The sequence below is a fragment of the Actinomadura rayongensis genome (assembly GCF_009831215.1).
Taxonomy (GTDB): Bacteria; Actinomycetota; Actinomycetes; order Streptosporangiales; family Streptosporangiaceae; genus Spirillospora; species Spirillospora rayongensis.
Genome location: NZ_WUTW01000001.1, coordinates 351,809 through 377,686 on the forward strand (window position 1 = coordinate 351,809; position 25,878 = coordinate 377,686).

Annotated in this window: 22 protein-coding genes; 9 read left to right on the top strand and 13 right to left on the bottom strand. The window is 72.4% G+C overall.

The window, feature by feature from the left end; all coding sequences use genetic code 11:
* Positions 1-3: 3 nt before the first annotated feature.
* Together GQ466_RS01700 and GQ466_RS01705 are read left to right on the top strand one after the other, a co-directional pair.
* Positions 4-1,140, top strand: coding sequence for an ATP-binding protein (locus GQ466_RS01700; RefSeq protein WP_202419923.1), 1,137 nt, complete (start codon positions 4-6; stop codon positions 1,138-1,140).
* A complete protein-coding gene (locus GQ466_RS01705) occupies positions 1,137-1,766 on the top strand; it encodes a LuxR C-terminal-related transcriptional regulator (RefSeq protein ID WP_161100992.1) in 630 nt (209 codons plus the stop codon). Before GQ466_RS01700 ends, GQ466_RS01705 begins: the two co-directional genes overlap by 4 nt.
* Here the strand turns inward: GQ466_RS01705 and GQ466_RS01710 are convergent.
* From GQ466_RS01710 to GQ466_RS01720, 3 genes are all read right to left on the bottom strand, one after another.
* The gene (locus GQ466_RS01710) at positions 1,763-2,014 is read right to left on the bottom strand and encodes a hypothetical protein (protein WP_161100993.1); all 252 of its coding nucleotides are present in this window, start codon (positions 2,012-2,014) and stop codon (positions 1,763-1,765) included. The genes GQ466_RS01705 and GQ466_RS01710 overlap by 4 nt on opposite strands.
* A complete protein-coding gene (locus tag GQ466_RS01715) occupies positions 2,007-2,360 on the bottom strand; it encodes a hypothetical protein (protein ID WP_161100994.1) in 354 nt (117 codons plus the stop codon). The genes GQ466_RS01710 and GQ466_RS01715 overlap by 8 nt, the downstream gene beginning before the upstream one ends.
* Positions 2,361-2,458: 98 nt before the next feature.
* Positions 2,459-5,638, bottom strand: a complete 3,180-nt coding sequence (locus GQ466_RS01720; protein ID WP_161100995.1) for an ATP-binding protein — start codon at positions 5,636-5,638, stop codon at positions 2,459-2,461.
* Positions 5,639-5,745: 107 nt separating this feature from the next.
* Between GQ466_RS01720 and GQ466_RS01725 the strand changes: the two genes are divergently transcribed.
* The gene (locus GQ466_RS01725) at positions 5,746-6,795 is read left to right on the top strand and encodes a DUF4267 domain-containing protein (protein ID WP_237417568.1); all 1,050 of its coding nucleotides are present in this window, start codon (positions 5,746-5,748) and stop codon (positions 6,793-6,795) included.
* Between the two features lie 17 nt (positions 6,796-6,812).
* Here the strand turns inward: GQ466_RS01725 and GQ466_RS01730 are convergent, their stop codons facing one another.
* From GQ466_RS01730 to GQ466_RS01740, 3 genes are all read right to left on the bottom strand, one after another.
* Positions 6,813-7,745, bottom strand: coding sequence for a TIGR03564 family F420-dependent LLM class oxidoreductase (locus GQ466_RS01730; protein WP_161100996.1), 933 nt, complete (start codon positions 7,743-7,745; stop codon positions 6,813-6,815).
* Positions 7,746-7,782: 37 nt separating this feature from the next.
* On the bottom strand, positions 7,783-8,241 hold the full coding sequence (locus GQ466_RS01735; protein ID WP_161100997.1) for an SRPBCC family protein: 459 nt from the start codon (positions 8,239-8,241) through the stop codon (positions 7,783-7,785).
* A 96-nt stretch (positions 8,242-8,337) separates the two neighbouring features.
* Entirely contained in the window at positions 8,338-9,069 is a 732-nt protein-coding gene (locus tag GQ466_RS01740; protein ID WP_337193272.1) for a PIG-L deacetylase family protein, read from the bottom strand.
* A 79-nt stretch (positions 9,070-9,148) separates the two neighbouring features.
* Here GQ466_RS01740 and pcrA point away from each other — a divergent pair, with 79 nt between their 5' ends.
* Both pcrA and GQ466_RS01750 read left to right on the top strand, forming a co-directional pair.
* Positions 9,149-11,407: a DNA helicase PcrA gene (gene pcrA, locus GQ466_RS01745; RefSeq protein WP_202419924.1), complete on the top strand. Its 2,259-nt coding sequence runs from the start codon at positions 9,149-9,151 to the stop codon at positions 11,405-11,407.
* A gap of 69 nt (positions 11,408-11,476) precedes the next feature.
* Positions 11,477-11,938: a hypothetical protein gene (locus tag GQ466_RS01750; RefSeq protein WP_161100998.1), complete on the top strand. Its 462-nt coding sequence runs from the start codon at positions 11,477-11,479 to the stop codon at positions 11,936-11,938.
* Here the strand turns inward: GQ466_RS01750 and GQ466_RS01755 are convergent.
* From GQ466_RS01755 to GQ466_RS01775, 5 genes are read right to left on the bottom strand one after another with little or no spacing between them, the layout of a single operon-like run.
* Positions 11,927-13,249: a cytochrome P450 gene (locus GQ466_RS01755; protein WP_337193273.1), complete on the bottom strand. Its 1,323-nt coding sequence runs from the start codon at positions 13,247-13,249 to the stop codon at positions 11,927-11,929. The genes GQ466_RS01750 and GQ466_RS01755 overlap by 12 nt on opposite strands.
* A complete protein-coding gene (locus GQ466_RS01760) occupies positions 13,246-13,845 on the bottom strand; it encodes a GTP-binding protein (RefSeq protein ID WP_161100999.1) in 600 nt (199 codons plus the stop codon). Before GQ466_RS01760 ends, GQ466_RS01755 begins: the two co-directional genes overlap by 4 nt.
* Positions 13,823-14,170, bottom strand: a complete 348-nt coding sequence (locus GQ466_RS01765) for a DUF742 domain-containing protein (RefSeq protein WP_161101000.1) — start codon at positions 14,168-14,170, stop codon at positions 13,823-13,825. The genes GQ466_RS01760 and GQ466_RS01765 overlap by 23 nt, the downstream gene beginning before the upstream one ends.
* Positions 14,167-14,580, bottom strand: a complete 414-nt coding sequence (locus GQ466_RS01770) for a roadblock/LC7 domain-containing protein (RefSeq protein ID WP_161101001.1) — start codon at positions 14,578-14,580, stop codon at positions 14,167-14,169. Before GQ466_RS01770 ends, GQ466_RS01765 begins: the two co-directional genes overlap by 4 nt.
* Positions 14,577-15,827: an ATP-binding protein gene (locus GQ466_RS01775; RefSeq protein ID WP_161101002.1), complete on the bottom strand. Its 1,251-nt coding sequence runs from the start codon at positions 15,825-15,827 to the stop codon at positions 14,577-14,579. The genes GQ466_RS01770 and GQ466_RS01775 overlap by 4 nt, the downstream gene beginning before the upstream one ends.
* Positions 15,828-16,334: 507 nt before the next feature.
* Between GQ466_RS01775 and GQ466_RS01780 the strand changes: the two genes are divergently transcribed.
* Positions 16,335-17,540 (top strand): cytochrome P450 family protein, encoded by a 1,206-nt coding sequence (locus tag GQ466_RS01780; protein WP_161101003.1) that lies wholly within the window; start codon positions 16,335-16,337, stop codon positions 17,538-17,540.
* A 45-nt stretch (positions 17,541-17,585) separates the two neighbouring features.
* Here the strand turns inward: GQ466_RS01780 and GQ466_RS01785 are convergent, their stop codons facing one another.
* Both GQ466_RS01785 and GQ466_RS01790 read right to left on the bottom strand, forming a co-directional pair.
* The gene (locus GQ466_RS01785) at positions 17,586-20,222 is read right to left on the bottom strand and encodes an RCC1 domain-containing protein (RefSeq protein ID WP_161101004.1); all 2,637 of its coding nucleotides are present in this window, start codon (positions 20,220-20,222) and stop codon (positions 17,586-17,588) included.
* A 98-nt stretch (positions 20,223-20,320) separates the two neighbouring features.
* The gene (locus GQ466_RS01790) at positions 20,321-21,301 is read right to left on the bottom strand and encodes a LysR family transcriptional regulator (RefSeq protein WP_161101005.1); all 981 of its coding nucleotides are present in this window, start codon (positions 21,299-21,301) and stop codon (positions 20,321-20,323) included.
* Positions 21,302-21,700: 399 nt separating this feature from the next.
* On the opposite strand from GQ466_RS01790, the gene GQ466_RS01795 reads away from it, so the two are divergent.
* From GQ466_RS01795 to GQ466_RS01805, 3 genes are all read left to right on the top strand, one after another.
* Entirely contained in the window at positions 21,701-21,850 is a 150-nt protein-coding gene (locus tag GQ466_RS01795; RefSeq protein ID WP_161101006.1) for a hypothetical protein, read from the top strand.
* The gene (locus GQ466_RS01800; RefSeq protein ID WP_161101007.1) at positions 21,847-22,362 is read left to right on the top strand and encodes a MerR family transcriptional regulator; all 516 of its coding nucleotides are present in this window, start codon (positions 21,847-21,849) and stop codon (positions 22,360-22,362) included. The genes GQ466_RS01795 and GQ466_RS01800 overlap by 4 nt, the downstream gene beginning before the upstream one ends.
* Positions 22,363-23,089: 727 nt before the next feature.
* Positions 23,090-25,822, top strand: coding sequence for an ABC transporter substrate-binding protein (locus tag GQ466_RS01805; protein WP_202419925.1), 2,733 nt, complete (start codon positions 23,090-23,092; stop codon positions 25,820-25,822).
* Positions 25,823-25,878: the final 56 nt, after the last annotated feature.

The window sequence follows — 25,878 nt, forward strand, 5'->3', positions numbered from 1 at the left end:
GGCATGGGGGAGCTGAAGCGGCGGTCCGACGGCCGCCTGCTGGCCGGGGCGGCGCGCGGCCTCGCCGATCATCTCGGCGTGGACGTGGCGATCGTCCGGGTCGCCTTCGTGCTGCTCACCGTCGGCGGCGGGCTCGGCGTCGCGGCGTACGGGGCGTTCTGGCTGCTCGTCCCGCGCGACACGGCCGAGCCCGCGCGGATCGGCGGACGCGACTGGGGCCAGCTCCTCGCCTACGCGGCCGTCACGGTCGGGCTGTCCACGCTGACGTTCGGGACGAACCTCGCGCAGGCCGCGCTGTGGCCGTTCCTCGCGGGCGGCGTCGGCGCGGCGATCCTGTGGCAGCAGGCCGACCGGGACCAGCGCAAACGCTGGGTGCTGCCGCTGCGGCGGATGTGGCTGCGCAGCATCGTCGGGCTGCTGCTCGTCGTCGGCGGCGTCGCCGGGTTCGTCGCGCGGCAGGTGGACGCGGGCCAGGCCCGGTACGTCGTCATCGCCACGCTGATCATCCTGGCCGGGGTGTCGGTGATCGCGACGCCGTGGGTCGTGCGGCTCTGGCAGGACCTGGACGCCGAACGGCAGGAGCGCGTCCGGTCCCAGGAGCGCGCCGAACTGGCCGCGCACATCCACGACTCGGTGCTGCACACGCTGACGCTGATCCAGCGCAACGCGTCCGACCCGCGCGAGGTGCAGCGCCTCGCGCGCTCCCAGGAGCGGACGCTGCGGACCTGGCTCTACCAGCCGCGCTCGGACGCGGGCCGCATGTTCGCCGCCGCGATCCGCGAGACGGCCGGGGAGGTCGAGGACCTGCACGGCGTCCCGATCGAGATCGTCGTCGTCGGGGACGCGGCCCTGGACGAACGGCTCGGCGCGATGCTCCAGGCGGCGCGGGAGGCGATGGTGAACGCGGCCAAGTACTCGGGCGCGGCGCCGGTGTCGGTGTTCGCCGAGGTCGAGGGGGACGCGGTCAGCATCTTCGTCCGGGACCGGGGCAAGGGCTTCGACCTGGACGCGATCCCCGGCGACCGGATGGGCGTGCGAGGGTCCATCATCGGACGTATGGAACGGAACGGCGGGACGGCCGCCGTCCGCACCGCGCCGGGCGAGGGCACCGAGGTCAGGCTGGAGATCAGGAGATCATGAACCGCGTCGTGCTGGTCGATGACCACCAGATGTTCCGGACGGGCGTGAAGGCCGAGCTGGGGCCGTCCGTCGAGATCGTCGGCGAGGCGGGCGACGTGGACGAGGCCGTCGCCGTCATCAGGGCGGCGACGCCGGACGTCGTGCTGCTGGACGTCCACCTGCCCGGCGGCGGGGGCATCGAGGTGCTGCGGCGGCTGCACGGCGCGGTGCCGTCGCGGTTCCTCGCGCTGTCGGTGTCGGACGCCGCCGAGGACGTCATCGGCGTCGTGCGCGGCGGCGCGCGCGGCTACGTCACCAAGACGATCTCCGGCCCCGAGCTGACCGACGCGATCGCCCGCGTGGCCGACGGCGACGCGGTCTTCTCGCCCCGGCTCGCCGGGTTCGTCCTGGACGCGTTCGCCGCCACCGCCGCCCCGCCCGCCGACCCCGAACTCGACCAGATCACCCAGCGCGAGCGCGAGGTCCTGCGGCTGATCGCGCGCGGCTACGCCTACAAGGAGATCGCGCGCGAGCTGTTCATCTCGGTGAAGACGGTCGAGACGCACGTGTCGAGCGTCCTGCGCAAGCTCCAGCTCTCCAACCGCCACGAACTGTCCCGCTGGGCCGCCGCCCGCCGCCTCGTCTAGCCGAACCAGGCGACCTGGACGACGACGATCCGCTCACCGCGCACGTCCGTCAGATAGGTGAGCATGACGCTCCCGCGGCTTTCCGTCCGGAGCCCCGGGGTGGCACCGGCCGTCGCGGCGCCGTCGAGGAAGACCATGGAGTCCCGCACGGCCAGTTCCCCGGCGAGCTTCTCGACCTCGCGGATCGCCTCGGCGGGGAGATCGCCGAGCAGGTCGTCCGGATCGACCTCCCAGTGCCAGTCAGCCATCGGCGACGGCGCGATGGGCGTTCCGCACGATGTCGCCGATCTCCCGGACGGCGCGGGCGCGGATCTCCTCGTCCGGGTCGTCCATCGCGCGCTCGGCGAGGTGCAGGCGCCGAGCGGTCGCGGGGTGGCGCTCGATCTCCACCACGACGCCCCACTGCCGGTAGAACATGCGGATCGGGAGGACGGTCCCCTCTTCGCCCGCGCGCACGAAAGCCGTCTGCATGTCCTCGAAGAACTCGGGCAGCCGGGACGGAACCACGGTCGCGACCGCCTGCCGCAACGCGGGAAGGGTGAGTTCGGGCATGGCGATGCGCGGTTCTTCCGGGTCGGGCTGCGGCATCGTCACCGTCGGCTCCTTCCACGTGACGCCACGGGCCAGCATAAGTCCTGCCGTCGGCGGACGCCGCGGACATCGCGTGGCGGACGGCCCGCCCGCCGCCTCGTCTAGCGCCAGTGCGGGGCGTTCCAGCGGTCCGCCACGGCGCGGGCTGCGCGGACGTGGGCTTCGTCGGGGCGGCCTAGGAGGCGGGCCAGTTCGGCCAGGGTCTGCGGGACGGGTCTGAGTGCCACCGACATGCTCTCCAGGCCGGCGGGGGCCGAGTCGTGGAAGGGGAGCAGGGCTTCGTAGAGGGGTTCTGCTTCGTCTCGGTCGTTCAGGGCGGTCACGGCCAGGGCGCGGAAGGTCGCGAAGAAGGTGAAGAGGTAGTCGGGGGCGATGGGCGGGGCGGCGGCGAGCATCGTCCGGGCCTCGGCGGGGCGGTCGGCGGCGGCCAGCGCCGCGGCCAGCATGTTCGCTGACAGGGGGCCTATCGCGGCGAATATTTCGTCCGCCTCGTCGGCCAGTTCGTGGAGCGTGCCGCGTGCGACGGCCAGGGACGCGCGGGCCAGGAACTCGAAGCCCGCGTGCAGGGAGCCCTGGCGGCGCATCTCGTCGGCGACGCGTTCGTAGCGGCGTTCGGCGGCGTCGAACCGGCCCGCCGCGGTGTCCAGGGCGGCCAGCGCGGTGCCGGTCGCGGTCGTCGCCTCCGGCATGGCGTACCGGGCGGCCAGGTCGGCGGCCTCTTCGGTGTGCCGGGCCGTCGTGTCCGGGTCGCCGGCCAGGGCGGCGGCGCGGGCGAGGCTGAACGTCCCGAACCAGCGGACGGCCGGGAGGTCGTGTTCCGCGCCGAGATCGGTCAGTTCGCGGGCTATCGCGTTGAGGCCGGAGTGCGGGCGGACGATCTCGCTCGCGAGCGTCGTCAGCGTCAGCGCCCGCAGTGCGGGATCGCCGAGGCGGCGGGCCAGTGTCACGGCCTCCTCGGCGGCGGTTCGCGCGGACGCGTCGCCGGTGCCGATCAGTTCCGCCGCGTAGGCCGTGAGCAGGCGGGCGCGCGTCGCGTCGTCGGCCGGACGGGTGAGCAGGCGCCGCAGGGTCGTGACCGACTGCTCGTCCACCGTCCCGTACGGGCGGCGCTGCCACGGGGTGGGCTCGGTCCACGCGGTGAAGGCGGCGACGAGCAGGTCGTCGCGGTCCCCGGCGAGCGCGACGGCCCGGTCCCGCGTCGCGCGCGCCGCCGTCAGGTCGCCCGCGCGGGTCTGGGCGCGCAGCAGGCGGCACAGCAGCGCGACGCGCTCGGCCGGGTCGTCGTCCGGGAGGGAGTCCAGGGCGCCGTTGAGCAGGTCCACGGCCGTCTCGTGCGCGTACCGGTCCTCGGCCAGCTCCGCCGCCCGCACCGCGTACCGGACGGCGCGGTCGGCGGTCGCGGCCGTCCCCGCCGCGCGGAAGTGCCGCGCCAGCGACGAGATGTCGGTCGGCTCGATCCGCTCCAGCGCCGCGCCGAGCCGCGCGTGCATCCGGCCGCGCCGCAGCGCGCTGAGGTCGGCGGTCATCGTGTCGCGGACGAGCGCGTGCGCGAAGGCGACCCGGCCCGGCGCGGGCTCGGTGAGCAGGCCCGCGAGGATGCCGGCGTCCAGGGCGTCCAGGACGGCGTCCTCCCCGGCGTCGGCCGCCTCGATCAGCACGTCGGCGCGGACGTCGCCGCCCGCCACCGCCGCGAGCCGCAGCACCGCGACCGCCGCCTCCGGCAGCCGCGCCAGCCGCCGCCGCAGGACGTCCCGGACGCCCTCGGGCACCTCCGACAGCGCGACGAGCGCGCCCTCGGAGTTGCGCAGCCGGACGCTCTCGCGCACGTAGAACGGGTTGCCGCCGGTGCGCTCGGCGAGGGCGGCGACGGTGGCGTCGTCCGCGCCGCCTTCGCCCGCGACGAGCGCGGCGACCGCCTCGACGGACAATCCGGGCAGCGGCAGTCGCAGCGGGGACCGGCGGGCCAGCGCGGCGAGCGTCCCGGTGAGGCGTTCGGACTCGTCGGCCCGGAACGCCCCGACCAGCAGCAACGGCGCGTCGGGGGCGGTCGCGGCGCCGTCCAGCAGGGCGAGCGTGGCGGGGTCGGCCCAGTGCAGGTCGTCCAGCAGCAGCGCGAGCGGACGGTCCCGCGCCGCCGCGCCCAGCCACGCCCACACGGCCCGGTGCAGCCGGAAGCGCGCCGTCGGGTCGGGCCGTCCGGGACGCGGCGCGTCCGACAGCAGCGGGTCCAGCGCGTCGCCCGGCGCCGGGACGTCCGCCGCGACCTGCCGCAGCGCCTCCGCCCACGCCCACGCGGGCGGCGCCCCGGCGTCCTCCGGGCAGCGGCCGAGCGCGACGCGCCACCCCGCCCCCGCCAGCTCCCGCGCCAGTTCACCGAGCAGCGCCGACTTCCCGATCCCCGCCTCGCCCGAGACGAGCGCGACCCGCAACGCCCCGCCGCGCGCCTCCCCAGCGGCGTTCCGCAATGCGCCCAGCTCGACGTCCCGCCCGACAATCCCGCCAAAGCCGACGCTGCGCGCGGTGTCGGTGGGGGTGGGCGGCTCGGTGGCGCCGGTGAGGATGGCCCGTTCCAGGCGGGCGAGGGCCGGGCCGGGGTCCAGGCCCAGTTCGTCGGCGAGGACGCGGCGGGACTCGCGCAGGACGGCGAGGGCGTCGGCACGGCGGCCGGACGCGTCCAGGGCCAGCGCGCGCAGGCGCCAGCCTTCCTCGCGCAGGGGTTCGTCGGCGGTGAGGCGGGCGGCCTCGGCGACGGCGTCCGTCGTGTCGCCGGCGCGCAGAGCGGCGGCGACGCGCAGTTCGCGCGCCGTCGCGCGCAGGTCCGCCAGGCGCGCGGCCTCCGGGGCGGCCCAGGGCTCGTCGGCCGCTTCGGCGAAGGCGGGGCCGCGCCAGAGGGACAGGGCCTCGTCCAGCAGGGGGCGGGGGTCCTCGGCGTTCGGGGCGGCGCGGATCAGGGACGCGAAGCGCCAGGCGTCCACGGCGTCGTCCGGCAGGCGCAGCGCGTAGCCGGGGGGCGCGCTGACCAGGACGCGGGCCGGGGCGCGGGGCGGACGGTCCGGTTCCAGCAGCCGCCGCAGGTTCGACACGTACGCCTGGAGGGACGCCAGGGCCTTGGCCGGGGGCTCGCCGTGCCACAGGTCGTCCACCAGCCGGTCCACCGGGACGACCGCGCCGCGCGCCGCGACGAGCAGCGCGAGCACGGCGCGCTGGCGCGGGCCGCCGAGCGGCACCGGCACGCCGCCTACCGCCGCCTCGAACGTCCCGAGCACTCTGAGCACGACCATCGCGGGTCATCGTAGGCGGCGCCAAGTGCGTTCCAAGTGGCGCCCCAAGCCGGTTCCAAGCGGTCCGGACGAGCCTTCTCACCAAGCCGCTCACGAAGGAGAACCCGATGACCGTCACCGCCCCGACCCGGCACCCCGGCAGCCGCGCCATGATCATCGTCCACCGGGCGTTCCGCCGCGAGACGCGGATCCTCGGCGAGCTGATCGCCGCCGTCGCGCCGGGCGACGTCCGCCGCGCCCGTGTGCTCGCCGACTTCCTCGACCAGTACCGGGTGGGTCTGCACGTCCACCACACCGGCGAGGACGAGCTGTTCTGGCCGCCGCTGCTCGCCCGCGTCGATCTGGACGCCGACATCGTCCTGCGCATGGAGGAGCAGCACCGGCATGTCGCCGCGACGTTGGACGAGGTCGCCGCGCGCACCGCGGCCTGGCGCGACGGCGCGTCCGCTCCGGCTCGCGACGCGCTGGTCGCCGCCCTCGCCCGCCACCGCGCCGCCCTCGTCGAGCACCTGGACGACGAGGAACGCCACCTGCTCCCGCTCGCCGAACGCCACCTCACGGACGCGGAATGGGCGTCGACCGGCGAGCACTTCATCGAGCACACGCCGAAGCTGCAGGCGCTGATCTTCCTCGGCCTGGTGCTGGAGGACGCCGACGACGACGAACGCGCCCTCATGCTCGGCGGCATGCCCGCCCCGGCGCGGTTCCTGTGGAAGACGGTCGGACGCCGCCGGTACGCGAACGTCGTCCGGCGCGTCCGCCACGACGACGCGCCGCCGCGCCTCGGCACCGCGCTCGCCGTCGTCCTCGGCGGGTTCATCACCTACATCGGTCTCGCCTACCTGATCGCGCCCGAGGCGAACGCGTCGTCGTTCGGGCTCCCCGCGTGGCCGCACGGCGACGCGGCGGCGTTCCTGACGGTGAAGGGCGTCCGGGACCTCGCGTCCGGGCTCGTCACGTTCACGCTGCTGGCCCGCCGCGAGCACCGCGCGCTCGGCTGGACGTTCCTGGCGATGTCCGCGATCCCGTTCGGCGACATGCTCACCGTCCTCGGCAACCACGGGTCGACGGCCGCCGCCCTCGGCATCCACGGCCTGACGGCGCTGGCCGTCGCGGCGACGGGCGCGCTGCTCGTCCGCGCCACCCGCCGCCGCTGAGAATGCCGGCGCGGCCTTCAGACCCGGTCCGCCAGCTCGCCGAGCAGCGCGAACGTCCGGCGGCGGGCCGCGTCGCCCGCCAGGTCGCTCTGCGACACGACGACCTCGGTGGCGCCCGCGTCGAAGTAGCGGCGGATCTCGTCCGCCAGCGTCTTCTCGTCGCCGAGCGCGACCAGCTCGGCCGCCCGCTCCTTGCCTTCGAGCGCGATGACCCGCCGGTAGGACGGGACCGTGTCGTAGAACGCGAAGTGCTCCTCGGCCCTGGCACGGGCGGCGTCCAGCTCGGCCGCCGGGACGACCGCGCCCGGCAGGAACGCGACGATCCGGGGCGCGGGCCGTCCGGCGGCCTCGGCCGCTGCTGTGATCGCCGGGACGATGTGCTCGCCGAGCGCGCGCGGCCCGGCGAGGAACGGGAGCGTCCCGTCCGCCAGCTCTCCGGTGGCGCGCAGCGCGTGCGGGCCGAGCGCCGCGACCAGCAGCGGCGCCGGGTCCGCGCCCGGCAGCGGGACCGGCCGGACGGCCCGCGCGGTGATCGTCTCGCCCGCGAAGTCGACCGTCCCGGTGTCGGCCAGCGTCCGCAGGACGGTCAGGAACTCGCGCAGCCGCAGCGCCGGCCGCTCGTGCTTCAGGCCGAACGCGGGCTCCACGATCCCGGGCGCGCCGAGCGCGAGCCCCAGCTGGAACCGTCCGCCGGTCGCGGCCTGCGCGGTCTGGGCCTGGGCGTTCACCAGGAGCGGATGGCGCCCGAAGATGGGGACGGCGGACGTTCCGACGCGCACGTCCGGGACCTCGCGGCCGACGACGGTGGCCAGTCCGATCCCGTCGTAGTCGAACCGCTGGCCCCACCAGACGGAGCGCAGCCCGGCGTCCCGGGCCTCGCGGGCATGTGCGACGACGCCGTCCACGGCGTTGCCGGACTCGGGCGGATACAGCACGACACCAATGCTCATGGCCGCGCCAACGCCCGCGCCTAGTCGGCTATTCCGATCAGATTGCTTCGGGATCGCGCGCCGGGCAGTTCGCCGGGCAGTGCTCGACGTGTCGCGCGAGCCGCCGGACGAACGACGTCAGCATCCGGTCCACCACGAGCTGGGCGACCGGGCCCGTCCCCGGCAGCTTGGGCTCGAACTCCGCCGTCCAGCGGATCCGCGTGTTGCCCGCGCGCGGCTCCAGGTACACGTCCGACCGGTAGTTGCGTAGCGGAAGCCCCGCCAGCGCCACATATCCGTAGTGGGACGGCGGGTCGAACGTCACCACCCGTTCGCGCACCAGCAGCACCTTGCGCACCGCGCCGACGCCGTTGCCGGTCCCGTCGCCCGCGCGCGTCCGGTGGACCTTCGCCGGGAACCGTCCCCAGGAGTTCCACGCCGCCGCGACGGCCAGGTGCTTGAAGATCTCTGCGGCGGGCGCGGTGGACACGGCGGAGGTCTCGAACGTCAGCGTCATGGCGGCTCCCGGGGTGCGGACGAAGCCGACGTAACCACGTCCGGGGGCGGCCCACAAGCGAGTCAGCGGTTTGTGGGCCCCGATACAGCGCCGGAGTCAGGCCGTCGGCACCACCAGGAACGCTTCGGCGAGCCGTCCGGCGGGCATCCCGGCGCGTTGGGCGTTCGCCGTGAGCCACTGGCGCACCATCTCCGGGAGCCGGTCGCCCATGTGCTCGGTCTGGCTGGCGTGCGCCCGCAGCGCCTTGATCTTGGTGTCGAACTCGTCGGTCACGTCCACGTGGTGGTCGGCGGACGGGCCGGCGCTCAGCCACACCTCGCGGACCGTCCACGCGTCCAGGTTCTCCTCGGCCAGCAGCTCGGGGAACGCGTACGGGTTGCGCGCGTCGGGGTAGACGGCGTCGAGCGTCGCCGAGCCCACGGCCCGGTGGTCGGGATGGCTGGGCGAAATGCGCGTGTAGTCCCGGTCGGGGCTGGACGTCAGCACCCGGTCGGGCCGGACCTGGCGGATGACGCGGGCGATGTCGCGGCGCAGCGCGAGCGTGGCCTCCACCCGTCCGTCGGGGTAGCCGAGCCAGCGGACGTCGCGCACGCCCGCCACCGCCGCCGCGGCCTCCTGCTCGGCCCGCCGGAGCGGGGCCATCCGCTCGCGCGGCACGTCGTCGTCGAAGCCGCCCGCGTCGCCGTCGGTCACGAGCAGGTACACGACCTCGATGCCGCGCGCCGTCCACCGCGCGACCGTGCCGGCGGCGCCGAAGTCCACGTCGTCGGGGTGGGCCATCACCACGAGGGCCCGGCTGATCTCGGAGTCGTCCAGTGCGTTCGCCACCCGGTAAGCCTAGAAGGCGCCGCCGACAGAACCGCGGAGCGACGGAAACCGTCGGTGGCGGCCCGTAGACTCGACGGCGATGTCGAAGACCGAAGTTCATCCCCTGCTGGACGGCCTCAACCCGCAGCAGCGCGCGGCCGTCGAGCACGCCGGATCGCCGCTGCTCATCGTCGCGGGCGCGGGGTCGGGCAAGACGCGCGTGCTCACCCACCGCATCGCGTACCTGCTCGCCGAGCGCGACGTCCACCCCGGCCAGATCCTCGCGATCACCTTCACCAACAAGGCCGCGGCCGAGATGAAGGAGCGGGTGGACGCGCTGGTCGGCCCCCGCTCGCGGGCGATGTGGGTCATGACGTTCCACTCGGCGTGCGTGCGGATCCTGCGCCGCGAGGCCAAGCGGCTCGGGTTCCCGACGAGCTTCTCGATCTACGACCAGGCGGACGCGTCCCGGCTCATGGCCCTGGTCTGCCGCGAGCTGGACCTCGACCCCAAGCGGTACCCGCCGAAGTCGTTCAGCGCCCAGGTCTCGAACCTGAAGAACGAGCTGATCGACTACGAGACGTTCAAGGCCCGCGCGTCCACCCACATGGAGCAGACGCTCGCCGAGGCGTACGAGATGTACCAGGCGCGCCTCCAGCAGGCGGGCGCGATGGACTTCGACGACCTGATCATGATGACGGTCAACCTGCTCCAGGTGTTCCCCGAGGCCGCCGAGCACTACCGGCGCCGGTTCCGGCACGTCATGGTGGACGAGTACCAGGACACCAACCACGCACAGTACGAGCTGGTCCGCGAGCTGACCGCGCCGGTGGAGGGCCTCGGCGCGGCCGAACTGTGCGTCGTCGGCGACGCGGACCAGTCGATCTACGCGTTCCGGGGCGCGACGATCCGCAACATCCTGGAGTTCGAGCGCGACTACACCGACGCGCGGACGATCCTGCTGGAGCAGAACTACCGCTCCACCCAGACGATCCTGTCGGCGGCGAACGCGGTCATCGAGCGCAACGCCGACCGCAAGCCCAAGCGGCTCTGGTCCGACCAGGGGGAGGGCGCCCGGATCGTCGGCTATGTCGCCGACAACGAGCACGACGAGGCCGCGCACGTCGCGCAGGAGGTCGACCGGCTGACCGACTCGGGCGCGGCGCGTCCGGGCGACGTCGCGGTGTTCTACCGGACGAACGCGCAGTCGCGCGTGTTCGAGGAGATCTTCATCCGGGTCGGGATGCCGTACAAGGTCGTCGGCGGCGTCCGGTTCTACGAGCGCAAGGAGGTCCGCGACCTGCTGGCCTACCTGCGCGTCCTCGCCAACCCCGAGGACACCGTCAGCCTGCGGCGCATCCTCAACGTCCCCAAGCGCGGCATCGGCGACCGCGCCGAGGCGTGCGTGGAGGCGCACGCGTCGCGCGAGCGGATCTCGTTCTGGCAGGCGCTGCGGCTGCCCGAGGACGTCCCCGGCATGGCGACGCGGTCGATCAACGCGGTGCGCGAGTTCGTGGCGCTGATCGACGGGCTGCGCGAGCTGGTGCCCGTCCGGACGCCCGCCGAGATCGTGGACGCGGTGCTCACCCGGTCCGGCTACCTGGAAGAACTGTCCAACTCCAAGGACCCGCAGGACGAGACCCGCATCGAGAACCTGCGCGAACTCGAATCGGTGGCGCGCGAGTACGAGGAGCGCGTCGAGGACGGCGAGCCCGCCGGACGGCTGGTCGAGTTCCTGGAGCAGGTCGCGCTGGTCGCCGACGCCGACTCGATCCCGGGCGGCGCCAAGTCCGCGCCCGTCCCGCCGGGGGAGCGGCCCGCCGAGAGCGAGCAGGGCGTCGTCACGCTGATGACGCTGCACACCGCGAAGGGCCTGGAGTTCCCCGTCGTGTTCCTCACCGGCATGGAGGACGGCGTCTTCCCGCACCTGCGCGCGATGAGCAACCCGAAGGAACTGGAAGAGGAACGCCGCCTGGCCTACGTCGGCATCACGCGCGCGCGCCAGCGCCTGTACGTGAGCCTCGCGTCGATGCGCAGCGCGTGGGGCTCGCCGCAGGTGAACCCGCCGTCCCGGTTCCTCGCCGAGATCCCCTCGACCCTGGTGGACTGGGCGCGCAAGGGGCCGTCCCGCCCGTCGGCCCTGACGGCCGCCGCCGCGCGCGGCCTGGCCTCCGGCCCGGGCAACCGCGCCGTCCCGTCCCTGGCCCCGGGCGACAAGGTCACCCACGACGCCTTCGGCCTCGGCACGGTCGTCGCGGTCGACGGCGCCGGCGACAAGGCCGCCGCCAGCGTCGACTTCGGCGGCGAGTACGGCGTGAAACGCCTGGTCCTCCGCTTCGCCCCGGTCGAGAAACTCTGACCGCATCCGGCCGACCGCGAGGCCCCGGACGCGACTAGCGTTCGGGACACCTCACCTCCAGGAGGAGGCATGGCCGGCCGACCGTTAGGCCCGCACGTCGGCGTCCGTTACGGGCATCTCGCCTCGATGAGCGCCGGCGTCGCCGTCACCCGGGCTCGATGGGAGCTGCATCCGCTCGCCTTCGAGCGACCGGAACAGGGCCGGCGTGACGAGACGGTGACCTGCGCGACCTGCGGCGGGACGTTCACCGTCCGCGTCCTCTCCCTGGACCGCACCCTGCGACGCCGCCGGATCCTGCGGGTGCTGCAAGGGGCCGGCGTGGCTGTCGCCGTGGTCTGCGCCGCGCTCCTCGCCGTCACCGGCGCGGACGCCGTGCCGGCCCTGGTCCTCCTCGCGTGCGCCGGAGGCGTGACCGCGTTCTTCACCGCGATGCGCCTGCGTCTGGAGGTCGGCGTGACCCCGCGTCGGCCCACGGTCACCGGGCTGCGCGGCCACCGCATGTTCCGCGGAACGGACGAGCTACCGCCGTGACTCGCCGCGCCACCAGCGGGTGAGGGAGTGCCACCAGGAGCGGTGGGGTTCGGGGGTCCACGTCGGCGCGGGTGCCGGAGCGGGTGCGGGGGGCGTGTACTGCGGCGGTGCGGGGGGCTGGACCGGGGGGAAGTGGACGGGCAGGGATGCCAGGGCGCGGTGGAAGGGGCCCGGGCGCCAGGTCAGTTCGTCCACGGGGACGGCGAGTTCCATGTCGGGCAGGCGGTCCAGCAGGCGTTCGAGGGCCACGGACGCGATGAGCCGGGCGTGGCCGCGTGCCGGGCAGGTGTGGGGGCCGGCGCTCCAGGCCAGGTGGGCGCGGTTGCCGGTGCGCGGGCCCGACTCCTTGGCGGGGTCGGTGTTGGCGGCGGCGAAGCTGATCACGACGGGCTGGCCCGCAGGCAGGTGGACTCCGCCGATCTCGACGTCCTGGACGGGGTACGTGACGCCGTAGTTGGCCATCGGCGGGTCGGTCCAGAGGATCTCGTCCAGCGCGTCCTCGACGGGCAGGCTCCCGCCGGACAGGTCGCCCGCGAACCGGTCGTCCGACAGCAGCAGCCGCAGGCCGTTGGCGATGAGGTTCTGTTCCGGCTCCGTCCCGGCGCCCTGGAGCAGGATGAGCTGGTGCATCAGCTCCTCGTCGGCGAGCCGCGCGGGGTGGTGGATGAGCCAGGACGTCACGTCCGCGCCCGGGTGCTCCTTCTTGTGCGCGACGAGGTCGGCGACGGCGCGGGTCAGTTCGGCGTTGGCCTTCTCGGCGTCGATGCCGTCGAAGATGCCGCTCATGCCGTAGACGAGCCGGTCGCCGATGTCGGGCGGGCAGCCGAACATCTCGTTGAACACCAGCAGCGGCAGCATCTTGGCGTACTGGCCGAGCAGGTCCGCCGAGCCGTCCGCGCAGAACCGGTCGATGAGACGGTCCGCGCTGCGCTCCACGTAGCCGCGCAGCGCGCCGGTGTCGATCCGGTCGAGGCTGTCGGTCACCGCGCGCCGCAGCCGCGCGTGGACCTCGCCGTCGGTGAACAGGCAGTTCGGCCGGTACATCATCATCGGCAGGACCGGGCAGTCGTCGGGCACGGTCTGCTGCCACGCGCGCGCGTCCTTCGGGAACGTCGCGGGGTCGCGCAGCACGTCCAGCGCGGCCTGGTAGCCGATGACGAGCGTCGCCGGGACGCCGGGCGCCAGCTCGACGGGCGCGGCGGGGCCGTGCCGGCGCAGCCCGGCGTAGACGGCGCCCGGATCGGCGGCGAACTCCGGCCCGTACAGGGCGGCGCGGTGGTCGACGGGGCAGCCGGACGGCTCGGAAGTCACGCGTGCTCCTGGGGGGCGTCGGCGGCGAGCAGGTGGTGGACGAGGGTGATCAGCGCCCGGACCGACGACGCGTGGTCGCGCGCGTCGCAGGTGACCAGGGGAGTGGACGGCAGCAGGTCGAGCGCCTCGCGGACCTCGGACTCCGGGAAGACCGGCGCGCCGTCGAACCGGTTGACCGCGACGGCGTACGGCAGGCCCTGCCGCTCGACGAGGTCGATGACGTCGAACGACGCCTCCAGCCGGCTCGTGTCGACGAGGATCAGCGCGCCGTACGCGCCGCGCGCCAGGTCCTTCCACAGCGGGGTGAAGCGCTGCTGGCCGGGGACGCCGAACAGGTAGAGGACGATCCGCTCCCCGATCGTGATGCGGCCGAAGTCCATCGCGACGGTCGTGGTCGTCTTGTCGCGGGCGCCGGTGAGGTCGTCGACGGGCGCGCCGGCCTGCGTCATCGTCTCCTCGGTGCGCAGCGGGCGGATCTCCGACAGCGTCCCGACGAACGTGGTCTTGCCGACGGCGAACGGCCCCGCGATCAGCAGTTTCACCGCCGTCCGAACGGTGTCGGGGAGGTGGATCTCAGAGGCGAGCGCGGAGTCCATCGAGCACCTCCTGCAGAATCTCGATCTTGGAAGGCTCGTCGGCCGGGGTGGGGACGCGCGGCGACAGGTGCCCGCTGTCGACCAGGTCGGACACGAGGACCTTGGTGACGCTGATCGGCAGCGCCAGATGCCCGGCGATCTCGGCGACCGACAGCGCGCCGTCCCGGCACAGCGCGGCGATCCGGCGCTTCTCGGGGCTGAGCCCGGCGGCGGCGCGTCCGGTTCCGGCCACGAGCGTGACGAGGTCGAAGATGTTGCGGCTCGGATGGGCGCGTCCGCCCGTCACCACGTGCGGCCGGACGAGCGCCCGCCGGCGCGCCTTCACGCCGCACCGCCGACGCCGTGCCGGGGCGGGCTCGTCAGCTCCCCGCCGAGCCGCTGGACGAGTTCCTGGAGCCGGAACGAGACCGCCTCCATGTCCACGTGCAGGCTCGCCGACACGGCCAGGTAGGCGCCCGGACCTGCGGCGACGAGGAAGACGTACCCGTCGTCGAACTCGCTGACGGTCTGCCGCCACACGGTGTCGGGCGTGCCGCAGAACTCGGCGGTGGCGCGGGCGAGCGACTGGAGCCCGGCCATCCCGGCGGCCTGGCGTTCGGCCTCGTCCCGGTCGATCCGCGCGGAGTGCGCGACGAGCAGCCCGTCGGCGGAGAGCAGGATCGCGTACCGCGTCTCCGGCATCCGGAGGGCGTCGTCGAGCATCCAGCCCAGCTTGTTGTCGAAGACGTCGTTCATGGCCGGGAGTTCTCCCCTTCGCTTGCGGGCGGGTCGCTGTCGGGCGGTGCCGTGGCGCGGCCGGACCGGGTGCCGCGCTGCCAGGCGCCCATGCCCGCCGCGACGTCCCGCGCCGGACGTCCCGGCCGGGCCGGCGCCGGGCCGCCCTGCTCGGCGGGCGCTGCGCTGACGCGGCGGCGCTTCACCAGGCCGCCCGGGGTCGTCCGGGTCCGGTCGGGGGGCTCGGGCGCCGCGGGGACGGGCGCGGTCTCGGCCGGGAGACGCGTGAGCAGGGCCGTCGGCAGGAACACCACGGCGCGGACGCCGCCGTAGGGCGACCGCGTGTCGACCGACACCGAGAACCCGTAGCGCGCGGCGAGCAGGCCCGTCACGGCGAAGCCGACCTGCGGCGGGTCGCCGAGGGCGTGGACGTCGGCGCGGCGCCGTCCGGTCAGGGTGCGGGTCGCGCGCTCCAGGTCCTCGCCGTCCATGGCGACCCCGGCGTCGTCGATCATGATGGCGACGCCGTTGTGCGCCTGCTGGAAGTTGACCTCGACCGGCGTGCTCGGCTGCGAGTGCCGGGCGGCGTTGTCCAGCAGCTCCGCGAGGGCCAGCACGACGGGCTCGACCGCGCGGCTCACCACCGCGACGCCCACCTCGGACGTCACGCGGACGCGCAGGTAGTCGCGGATCCGGGACGTCGCGCCGCGCACCACGTCGGTGAGCGACGACGCCGACCGCTGCTGCCCCGGCCAGGACCCGCTCAGCACCGCCGTGGCCTGCGCGCGGCGGCCGAGCTGGGCGTTCATGTGGTCGATGCGGAGCAGGTCCTCCAGGACGGCCGGGTCGTCGTGCCGCTCCTGCATGGCCGAGATCGCGACCTGCTGCTCGTTGGCCAGGCTCTGGACGGCGCGCATCATCGCCCGCAGCGTCGCCGTCGCCGACTGCTCCGCCTGCGTCCGCGCCCGCGCCACGAGGTCGGCCGCCAGGTCCAGGACGGGTTGCAGCTCGTCGGCGCGGCCCGGCCGCCGGTGGAGCGGGCCGGGGACGGTCACGGGCTGGTCGCGCGGGACCTCGGCCAGCGCGGGCAGGCGCGTCGTGACCAGGTGGCGCAGTTCGTCCTCGCGCAGGCGCATCTCGTAGGCGAGCGCGTCGTTGCGCCGCCGCAGGCGCGCGGTGATCTGCCGCTGGCGCAGAAGCAGGACCGCGACGGCGGCGAGGCCGGCGGCCAGGCACGCGAGCGCCGCCGTCAACAGGGTGTGGTCCATCGGTTCCTCGTGAGCGAAGGCGGATCCGCGCCGGGGACTACGCGCGGGGCCGCGGGGCGCCCGGACGCGGGACGTCCGCGGTGCCGGCCGGGGAGCGCCGTGCGCGGCGCGGCCTTTTCGCGTCGACGGGTGGGGTGGTCATCAAGCTGTCCGTTTTGTATCGGGTTGGGAGTGTTTGGCCGGTGGGTGGTGGCCAATGCGGGGGCGGGAACTCCACGGGGTCCCGAGAGCAGGACGGCAGCATACGGCACTCGCCCGATTACGCAAGGGCCTTCCATGGTGTGGCCGGGTCGGTTATTCTGGACCGCCCAATCGCGGGATTCCGCCGTTAACCATGGTGGTCGGCGGCCAATTCGTGCCGTCTCGGTATTTACTCGCCGGTTCCTGATGCATTGCCGGGATGGGGCACCTACACTTCCCTATTCGAGAGCGCCGTTTTCGGCGCGCCCCGAGCAAGTCGGGACGGCTTCCCGGTATTGCCGGGCGTCCCCCGTCAAGGAGGCCCGCATGAGCCAGGACCAGATCCTCGTCCTCGGTGCCGACCGCCGTCTGGAGGACGCCGAACTCCGCGCCCGCGGCCCGGCGGCGCGCGTGGACGTCCTCGGCGTCGAGGCGTGGGCGGTCAGCGACCCGGACGTCCTCAAACGGCTGCTGACCGATCCCCGCGTCTCCAAGAGCGCCCATCTGCACTGGCCGAGGTTCCCCGACGAGATCGTCGGGATCTGGCCGCTGGACCTGTGGGTGGCCGTCCAGAACATGTTCACCGCGTACGGCGACGACCACCGTCGGCTGCGCCGCCTGGTCGCGCCCGCGTTCACGGCCCGCCGCACGGCCGCGCTCGTCCCGCGCATCGAGCAGATCACCGCCGAGCTGCTGGACGACCTCGCCGCCTCGTCCGGGCCGGTCGACCTGCGCGAACGCTTCGCCTATCCGCTGCCGATCCGCGTCATCAGCGAACTGATGGGCCTGCCCGCCAGTTCCGGGCCGGACTTCCGGCGCATGGTCGACGGCGTCTTCGACACGACGCTCACCGCCGAGCAGCAGACGGCGAACACGCACGCCCTGTACGCGCTGCTGGCCGATCTGGTCGCCGCCAAACGCGCCGCGCCCGGCGACGACATGACGTCCCTGCTCATCGACGCGCGCGACGAAGAAGGGTCCGTCCTCGCCGAGCAGGAACTGCTGGACACGCTTCTGCTGGTGATCTCCGCGGGCCACGAAACGACGGTCAACCTTCTGGACCAGGCGATCGCGGCGCTGCTGACGCACCCCGACCAGTTGGCGCACATCCGCGAAGGCCGCGCGACGTGGACCGACGCCATTGAGGAAGCCCTTCGCTACGAAGCGCCGGTCGCGAATCTGCCGCTGCGTTATGCCGTCGAGGACGTCGAAATTCCCGGCGGCCCGACGATCCGCAAGGGCGAGGCGATTCTCGCGTCCTATGCGGCGGCCGGACGGCACCCGGATCTGAACGGCGGGGACGCGGACGCATTCGACGTCCTGCGCCCCACGAAGGACCATCTGGCGTTCGGTCACGGCGTCCACTTCTGCCTGGGCGCGCCGTTGGCCCGGGCGGAGGCCGGGATCGCCCTTCCGGCCCTCTTCGAGCGGTTCCCCGACGTGTCCCTGGCCGTCCCGGCCGAGGAACTGAAGCCGAGCCCGAGTTTCATCTCCAACGGGCACGTGACGCTGCCCGTCCACCTGAACCCGTGAAACGGCGCCGCCGCACCGGGTCGTCCGGTGCGGCGGCGTTCGCGGTCAGAGGGAGTTGATGGCGGCCTGGAGGTTGGGCAGCGGCCCGATGTGCCGGGTGTCGCCCGTGGGCTGCGCGGTGCCGGTCTGCTTGAGGATCTGGCGGACCTGCGCCGGCGTCAGGACGGCGCCGCGCTGCTTGGCGACGCCCTGGAGCGCGGCGACGGCCCCGGCGACGATGGGGCTGGCGCTCGACGTCCCGTTGAACGTGCTGCGGTACATCTTGTTGGGATCGGTCTCGGACGCCGACAGGTCCTGGAAGCCGGGCGTGCCGAGGGACGCGACGCACGCGCCGTACCCCTGGACGTCCACGCGCGAGCCGTAGGTGGTGTACGGCATGGCGGTGCGCGCGGCGGGGCGGCCGGAGCCCTCGCAGTTGACGCCGCCGAGGCTCGGCGGCTCGCCCCCGCCGACCATGACGGCGCCGGAGTCGGGCCGTCCCATGATCGTCACGGCGTCCGGATCGTTCGGGTCGTCCAGGTTGTGGTTGCCGTTGCCCGCCGGTTCGATCACCGTGACGCCCGCGGCGACGGCCAGCTTGATCTGGTCGTACGCCAGCGGGTCCACCTCGACCGGGTAGCCGTTGAGCTGCAGCTCCAGAAGCATCACGTCACCGGACTGGGAGTGGGACGTGGCGTAGGCGATAGGTCCGCCGGGCGTGGAGTTGTGCGTGAGCTGGAGCTTGGCGTGCGGCGCGATGCCCGCCATGCCGAGGTTGTTGTCGTCCTGCGCGCCGATGATGCCGATGACCGGCGTCCCGTGCGAGCCGGGGTAGCAGGGGCTGCCGCCGAGCTGCGGCACCTGGACGGGCGCGCCGGCGGGCGCCGGACGGTTCGCCAGGTCTTCGTGGCAGCTGTTCCACTGCGTGTTGGCGAGGTCGTTCGGGTGGACGGGGACGTTGCTGTTCGCGGTCGAGAGCGTCCCGAGCTGCCCGTTCGCGTTGTCGCCCCAGACGTTGAGGTCCGCGACGAGGAAGTTGGCGACGACGTGGCGGCTGCCGGCGGCGATCGCCCCGGCCGATCCGGTGCCGGAGATCTGCGCGGGGACCTTGCTGTCGGTGTTGTTGCCGGTGCCGAGCTGTCCCTTGTCGTTGTCGCCCCAGCCGACGACGGAGTAGTCGTTGCGGATCGCGGCGCTGAACAGGTCGCCCGCGGTGATCGCGGTGGCGTTCGTCAGCCCGGACACCGCGACGGGGGAGTGCCGGTCGGTGATGGAGTTGTCGCCGAGCTGGCCCTGGGCGTTGTAGCCCCACGCCTTGACGACGCCGCTGGACAGCAGGGCCAGCGTATGGAACGCGCCCGCACTGACCGCGCTCACCCCGGTCAGGCTCGGGACGGCGGTCGGCGTCGGGTTGTTGGTCGTGGTGTTGTCGCCGAGCTGTCCGTTGGCGTTGAGCCCCCACGCCTTGGCGGTGCCGTTGGCGAGCACGGCGACCGAGTGCCCCCAGCCGGACGCGACGGCGCCGAAGGCCGTGGAAACGCCGGTCAGCCCGGTGACCGTGACCGGGACGTTCGAATTTCCGGTGACACTGCTGTTGCCGAGCTGCCCGTAGGCGTTGCTGCCCCAGGACTTGACGGTGCCGTCCGCCAGGGCGACCAGCACGTTCCCGGTGGAGCCCGCGCTGATGCTGACGGCGTTGGTGATCCCGCCGACCTGCACCGGCACGGTGCTCTTGGCGGCGGTGCTGCCGGTGCCGAGCTGCCCCTTGTCGTTGGCGCCCCACGTCCAGACGGTGCCGTCGGTCTTCAGCGCGACGGAGAAGGACCCGGCGGCGGCGACGGCCTTCACGGACGTCAGCCCGGACACCTTCGTCAGCGAGGCCGGACGGTTGGTGGTCGTCCCGTCCCCGAGCTGGCCCAGGCTGTTGTCGCCCCACGCCCACACTTCGTGCGCGGACGTGTTGTCGACCATCAGCGAATGCTTCCCGCCGGCCGCGGCCGATCCGGACGTGGCGTTGATTCCGTTGCCGAGGCGGTCGCTGACCTCGATGTCGGTGACGGTGATTCCGTCGCCTTTTCCGCCGGCCTGGGCGTTGGCGAACTCGGCTTCGATTCCGGTGCCGGCGGACGAGCCGACCGGGTTGCGGTAGGTCTGGTACGAGCGCAACGGCTCGGTGGGGGAGCTGACCGCCGGCTTGGCCACGGCGATCTCGACGAACGGGAGCTTGTTGAGTTCGTCGCGCAGGGACTCGATGCCCTTCGGAACGAAAACGGTGAACCAGGAGTTCAGGTCCGGGAGTTTCCGACCGGAGCGCTTCTCCAGCCTGACCCGCTCGGCCGTGATGTCCTGCTCGGGACGGTTCGACAGGGGCTTGATCCAGGCGCCGGGGTACTTGGCGAGAACGGCGGCGAGCTTGTCGGCGTCCTCGCCGTCGGCCGCCTCGAACCGGTGGCCGCGGATCCGGAGCCCGCTGGCGGTCCTGAACTTCACCGAGAGTTCGGTGGTGGAGAATCCCTTGGTCAGGGCGCCGTGCGCGCCGGGCGCGATGCCCTTCTCCTTGCTGTGGTCGTACACCTGGGACGACGGGGACGGCTCGGCGAGCGCCGGCCCGCCGCCCGCGACCGCGCTCGACGCGGCCAGGACCACCGCGAGGACGGTGGCACGCGTCCGCCGGGGGATGCTGCGCTGACTGAAGATGGACATGACCGCCTCATGAAGGTTTTTCGAATTCGGCGACAAAAGCGCCGTCGATCATCCTTTCAAGATCGGCCGTCGGTCATCAACGTCCATTCGCTTACGCATTAGGAAGCGCGGCTTATGAATGATTCATGAGGATTTTTCGCGACTCGTCGTCCGTACTCGCCGACGAGTGCGCCGAAAGAACGGATCGTAGCGTTCTCCGTGGCGCTGGACCAGATGGGCACGATATCCCGGGGTGGAACGCCGTGGACGGCGATCAACGCGAGATCGGGAAAGTTGAACCGTTTCTGGACGGCGTTGACCGTGAGGTAGAGGCCGCGTCCGCGCGCGACGAGCAGCAGAACGTCCTCGGCGGTGAGGTCGTCCTTGCCGGCCATGGTCGCCAGGTCGTCCTTCGTGTAGCGGAGCGGCAGTCCCGAGGGCGTTTCCCGGGCCGTCCACAGATCCCGCAGGGCCGGTGGAACGCCGTTGCTCGGGTTGAGGAATTCGTAGCGGCTGAGCACGTCCACGTGGACCGTTTCGCACCGCGCGAGCGGATGGCCCTCGGGGACGAGCACGGCGCGCTCATAACGACCGAGCGCCGGCCCAACGGACAGCCCGGCCGCCGCCAGAGCCCGCCCGTCTCCGCAGGGCGCCCACGACAGGACGACGTCCCAGACCCCGTCGATGAGCAGGTCGTGCGGCAGCAGAGCCCACGGAAACCCGAGCGCGCCGACAACGACCTGACACTCCGGATGCCGGGCCTCCATCTCGGCGGCGAGCCTCACGGCGCAGTCGCCGAGCCCCGGCAGATACCCGACCCGCAAGACCCCGGAGACCTCCCGGGCGGCGCTCTGCGCGTCCAGCAACGCCGCGGACATCTGCTCGTACCCGACCGCGACGGACTCCCGGAACCTCGTCCCGAGCGCGGTGAGCCGGACGCGCCGCGTGGTCCGCTCGAACAGCGGCGCCCCCACCTCCCGCTCCAGCTCCCGGACGAGCTGACTGACCCGGGCCTGCGTGACCCCGACCCGTCCGGCGGCCCGCCCGAAGTGCAGCTCCTCCGCCACGACCAGGAACGCCTCGACATGCCGCAACTCCACGACGTCCTCCCCCAAGAGCCCCGCGCCATCACAATAAAGACGTCGCAACGCACCCGAAATGATCGCCGCGAACGGTGAGATACGCCATACGGCTCACTGGAATAGAGCACTCCTTGCGCCGCGCGCGCCGCCCCCGCCGTATCCCGGTTAATTTGCGCACGAGATGACAACGGCAATTCACCCGCCGGCCGCCGCCGCACCCGCCCGACGGCTCCGCGCGGGCCGTGCCGCGCCGCCCGGACAAACCGCCCGCCGCCCCCCACATCCCACACCCTCGCCATCGCCCAGCAGCACTCCGACGTGCGCAAACGTCCCGAGAAGGCCAGGAGAGCGGGCGCGTATGGCACAGAAGGCCAACGATCGAGCCTGCGGGACACTTGCCTCATCTACGATGGCGATGTGACCGAACTTCCGGTCGGCGACGACCACGAGGCGCCCCGGCCCGGCGGCGGGACCGCCGCACCGGCACCGGCCGCGAAGCGTCACCCGGCCGACGAAGGCCCCGGCTCGGCCCAGCTCATGGACGCCACGAAATGGATCACACGATGACCACCGATCGTCCATCCGCCCCACAGGACTTCTCCGCCCTGTGGTGGCTGACCCTCCCCGAACTCTGCACCCTGCTGAGCATCAGCCCGCAGGTCTGGGACACCTGGCAGGCCGAGGGCACGGCCCCCACCTCCACCACGGGCCCGGACGGCGTCACCCGCGTCCACCGAGCCGACCTGGCCGCCTGGCAAGACCGCATGCGCTCCCTCAGCGACTCCCCGTGGCTCAACCCCGCCGAAGCCCGCGACGCCCTCAAAACAGGCGTCCTCCCCAAACCGGCCGCCGACAAGACCCAGCCGAGCCGCTGGCTCACCGTCCCCCAGATCTGCATAGAACTCGACATCACCCCCGAGGAATGGCAGCAGTGGCGAGCCGAGGGCAACACCCCGCCTCACACCGTCCTCGACGGAACCGCCCGCGTCCTCCGCACCGACCTGGACGCCTGGATGAAGACCCTCGCCACGACAAGCCCCGAAAGCCCCACCGACCCGGACGAAGAAACCCCCCTCTAACGACCTTCGCCCGGGACGTCCGCCGCGACACTCCATCACCGACCGCGACTCCGCATCGCCGCCCGACTCGCCGGCCGCTGAGTCTCCGACCTGCGCACGAACGTCTCCGCCCGGCCCGGCCTGCGCTCACCCCATTCGACGCATACACATCAGGTCCCGGTGCGGCTGGCCGTGGGAGCGCGTCGTAGATCGCGTCCAGGGCGCCCGAAAGGGCCGCCGCGAGCACGCCTTCGCGCGGTACACGCCGCTGGGCTGGAAAGCAATTAGTCGCGCAGTCTTGCGCGACTAATGGCACAGCCATTCCGCCGGGGGTTGGTGACCGGCGGTAGGTGCCCTGTGAGAGGAATCCGGGGACCGGCGTCGTGCCTGGTCGACCGGGAATTCTGCAGCCGCATCAGCTGTCGGCCTCGGCCTCCGGCACCGTGCGGCCGGGTCGGCGGCCTGCTCGGCGTCGGTGCAGCAGGCGTTCATCCCGCGGCAGTTCGCCGCGTCGCCGGACGCGGCCGGGAACTGGGGGTCGATGATGTCACTCACGGTGTTGGAATCACATTCAGTGTCGGGGGCGGGGAGATTCCGGCCATTAGTGCGAACTCCATACTGCTTGGCGTCGATCCGGTGGATACTGGGCGCCCGTGGCATCCATGCCTCCCGATCGTCTCACCGGAAGCCCTTTATGGAACCGACCGGAACCATGACGGATCTGCCGATGTTCCCTGGAGCTGGGAACATGCTGAAGCTCGTGGCCGATCTTGTGCGCAGGCCGAGCCGGGGTGAATGTCCCAAACCCGAGAAGCACCGGAATGCACGGCAAGGTCGCGAAGGTCTGCCGGTGATCTGCCTGGTGAGCGGGGACGGGCATACCCAGCTCGCGGAGGGGGTCCGAGCGTTCCTGCGTGAGGCGGATCCCCGGCGTGTGCCGCACTGCCTGCACAGGCTTCCTTCGGGAGACGCCCCGCCTTCGAACAGGGAATCGGTCGAAGCGGTGCGCGGCGTGCTCGAAGGCATCGCGGGTGAACTCGCCCGCGATGTGAACGGCCGGGACGGACGGGTGCGGTTCCGCCGGTTCGGGCTCGTCAACTGGTTGATGCGGCAGGGCGGCAGGGCGGGCCCGGAGGTGGACGGGCCTGATCGTCCGCTGCTCCATGAGTTGCGTGCGCGTGAGCTGAGCCGTCGGCGCGCGTTCGGATTCCTGCGCTCGCCGGAATCCGAACTAGCCGTCCAGAGCAGGGTGCCGTGGTGGCTGTGGCTGCTCGCCACGCACGTCATCCCGCTCGCTTGGTTCCGGGCACGTCGTGGGCTCGGGCGCGAGTACAAATGGCTGCTCAACCAGCCCTATCTCTCGCCCGCCGACCCGGGCACCTTCGAAGGATTCGCCGAGCGGCTGACCAAGCCGCACATCGGCGGCGAGGACGCCGAACAGCTTCGGAAGCTGATGGTCAACGCCTTCCTGGAAGACCTGCGTGCCGCCTATCGGCGTCGGATATGGCGACCGCGCGCAGTCCGGCGCACCGCGTACTGCGTGGCGATTCTCGACGGGCTGGGGGAGGGCAACTGCGGCACCACGATCATCGAAACGATCATCGATGTTCGCATCGAGACCGGCGCCTTCGATCCGCTCCTCGTGATAGCCGCGGGAGCCCACGCACCTGGCATCGGGTCGCCCGCCCATGACGACTGGGGAGATCCCCGGATGTGGGAGCCGGACGAGAACCTCCACAGCGGTTGGCGGCACAAGTTCGAGCAGAAGGGACGGAGCCGCAGCCGCAGTCCCTGGTACTTGCCCGTCCGGACGCCGCCGCTCCTGTCCCCCGAGCACGATGACTACGACTACACCCGGCGTAGCGAGATTTCCCAGGATTCTCAACTGCGCATCGACGACCCACCGCGCTGGGCGCGCCGAGGAACGTTGCTGCTGCTCTCTGCGGTCATCGCGCTCGTCGTCGCCATGACAACCGGAGGGGCGACCGCTTTCGCCTGGAACAGCGGCGAGGACTACCGGGCCGCGCATTGCGGCCTGAGCCGCTCCGCGCCAGATGCCGAGACGATGGAGACGGCGAGCACCGGCGAATGCATCGGAGTGGCCACGCACGGGTCCACTTTCCGTGCCCCCGACCGCGCGCTCAACAGGACTCTCGAAGTGATCACCACCCTGAACCGCAGGGCCGAGCAGGCGCACCGCAGGGACCCGGACCGGCCGATGATCACTCTCGTTCACCTGTCCGCACTGCTCAGCAGCGCAGGCAAGTCGACCGCCCAGTTCTCCTACGTACGTGAGGCGTTGCAAGGCGCGGCGAGCGCGCAGTCCCGGCAACTGAAGAATCCCGGACGAAACGAGCCCATCCTGCGTATTTTTCCCGCCAACGCCGGTTCGGGAATGCGCTTCGGTACGCGCGTCGCGGAAATCGTGGGCCGGATGCGGCGGCGCGACCCGTCGATCGTCGGTGTGGCAGGGCTCGACCAGAGCCGGGAGGCGACCACCGATACGATCCGCCGGTTGACCGGGATCGGCCTCCCGATGGTCGCCACGACGCTTTCGGCGGATGCGCTCGTGCAGAAGTCGCCGCTGTACTTCCAGGTGTCGCCGCAGAACCGGCGAGAGGCCGAAGTGGCGGCGGCGTACGCGGACCATCTTGTCGAGGCCGGCGGGGACGCGCCGAAGCGTGAGGTGCGCGTGATCTATTCGGCCGATACCACCGACATCTACAGCAGGAACCTGAAAGACGATCTCGCTGGCAGCTTCGCGGCGCACGGATTCCGCGTGGAGAACGTGGAGTACTCCCCGCCCCAGGCGGCGGGCGTGGATCCGCTGGACGCCCCGGGGCCCGGAGAGGTCGGCCAGCAGTCGTGCTCCTATGACGGAGTCGTCTTCTTCGCAGGACGTTCGGAAGACTTCGAATCCTTGCTCGGCGGGGTGAACCAGGTCTGTCACTCGTCGCCACCGGTGCTCTTGGGCGGCGATGACGTGGTGCGGCTGGCGGCCGATCCAGAACGGCGGGCGAACTACCCTGGACTCTCCTACGATTTTCTGGACTTCACTCTCGGCTCTACCAAATGTGCGAATGTGAGTGAACTCTACTCGGAGCTGAGAAGGCTATTTCCGCAGGAGTGTGCAAACGTCGCGAGCTCGTCTCTGGACGGGCACGCCGCCCTCGCATTCGATGCCGTCAAGCTCTACGTGAACGCCATAAAGCAGCTTCGCGAGGACGCGCCGACGATGCCGTTGACCCCGCCTGCTGTCTGGCACGCGATCAGCGGTGTGCACGGCGACCACGTCCTGGACGGCGAAAGCGGAATCATTAGTTTCGGCGGCGACGTGGAGCGGCAGGTCCCCTTGGACAAACTCATCTCCGTCGAACGCATCGACGATCAAGGAACCCCCAGGCAATTGGGATTTTGCGGCCGGGTCGGGACTCGTCGGCAGGCTTCCTGGTGCCCCCGGCTCGAAGCTGCGCCGAGTTGATCCGGAGCGGGCCGGAATCGAGTCGAGATCGTCCAGCAGTGGCACACCATCGCCGC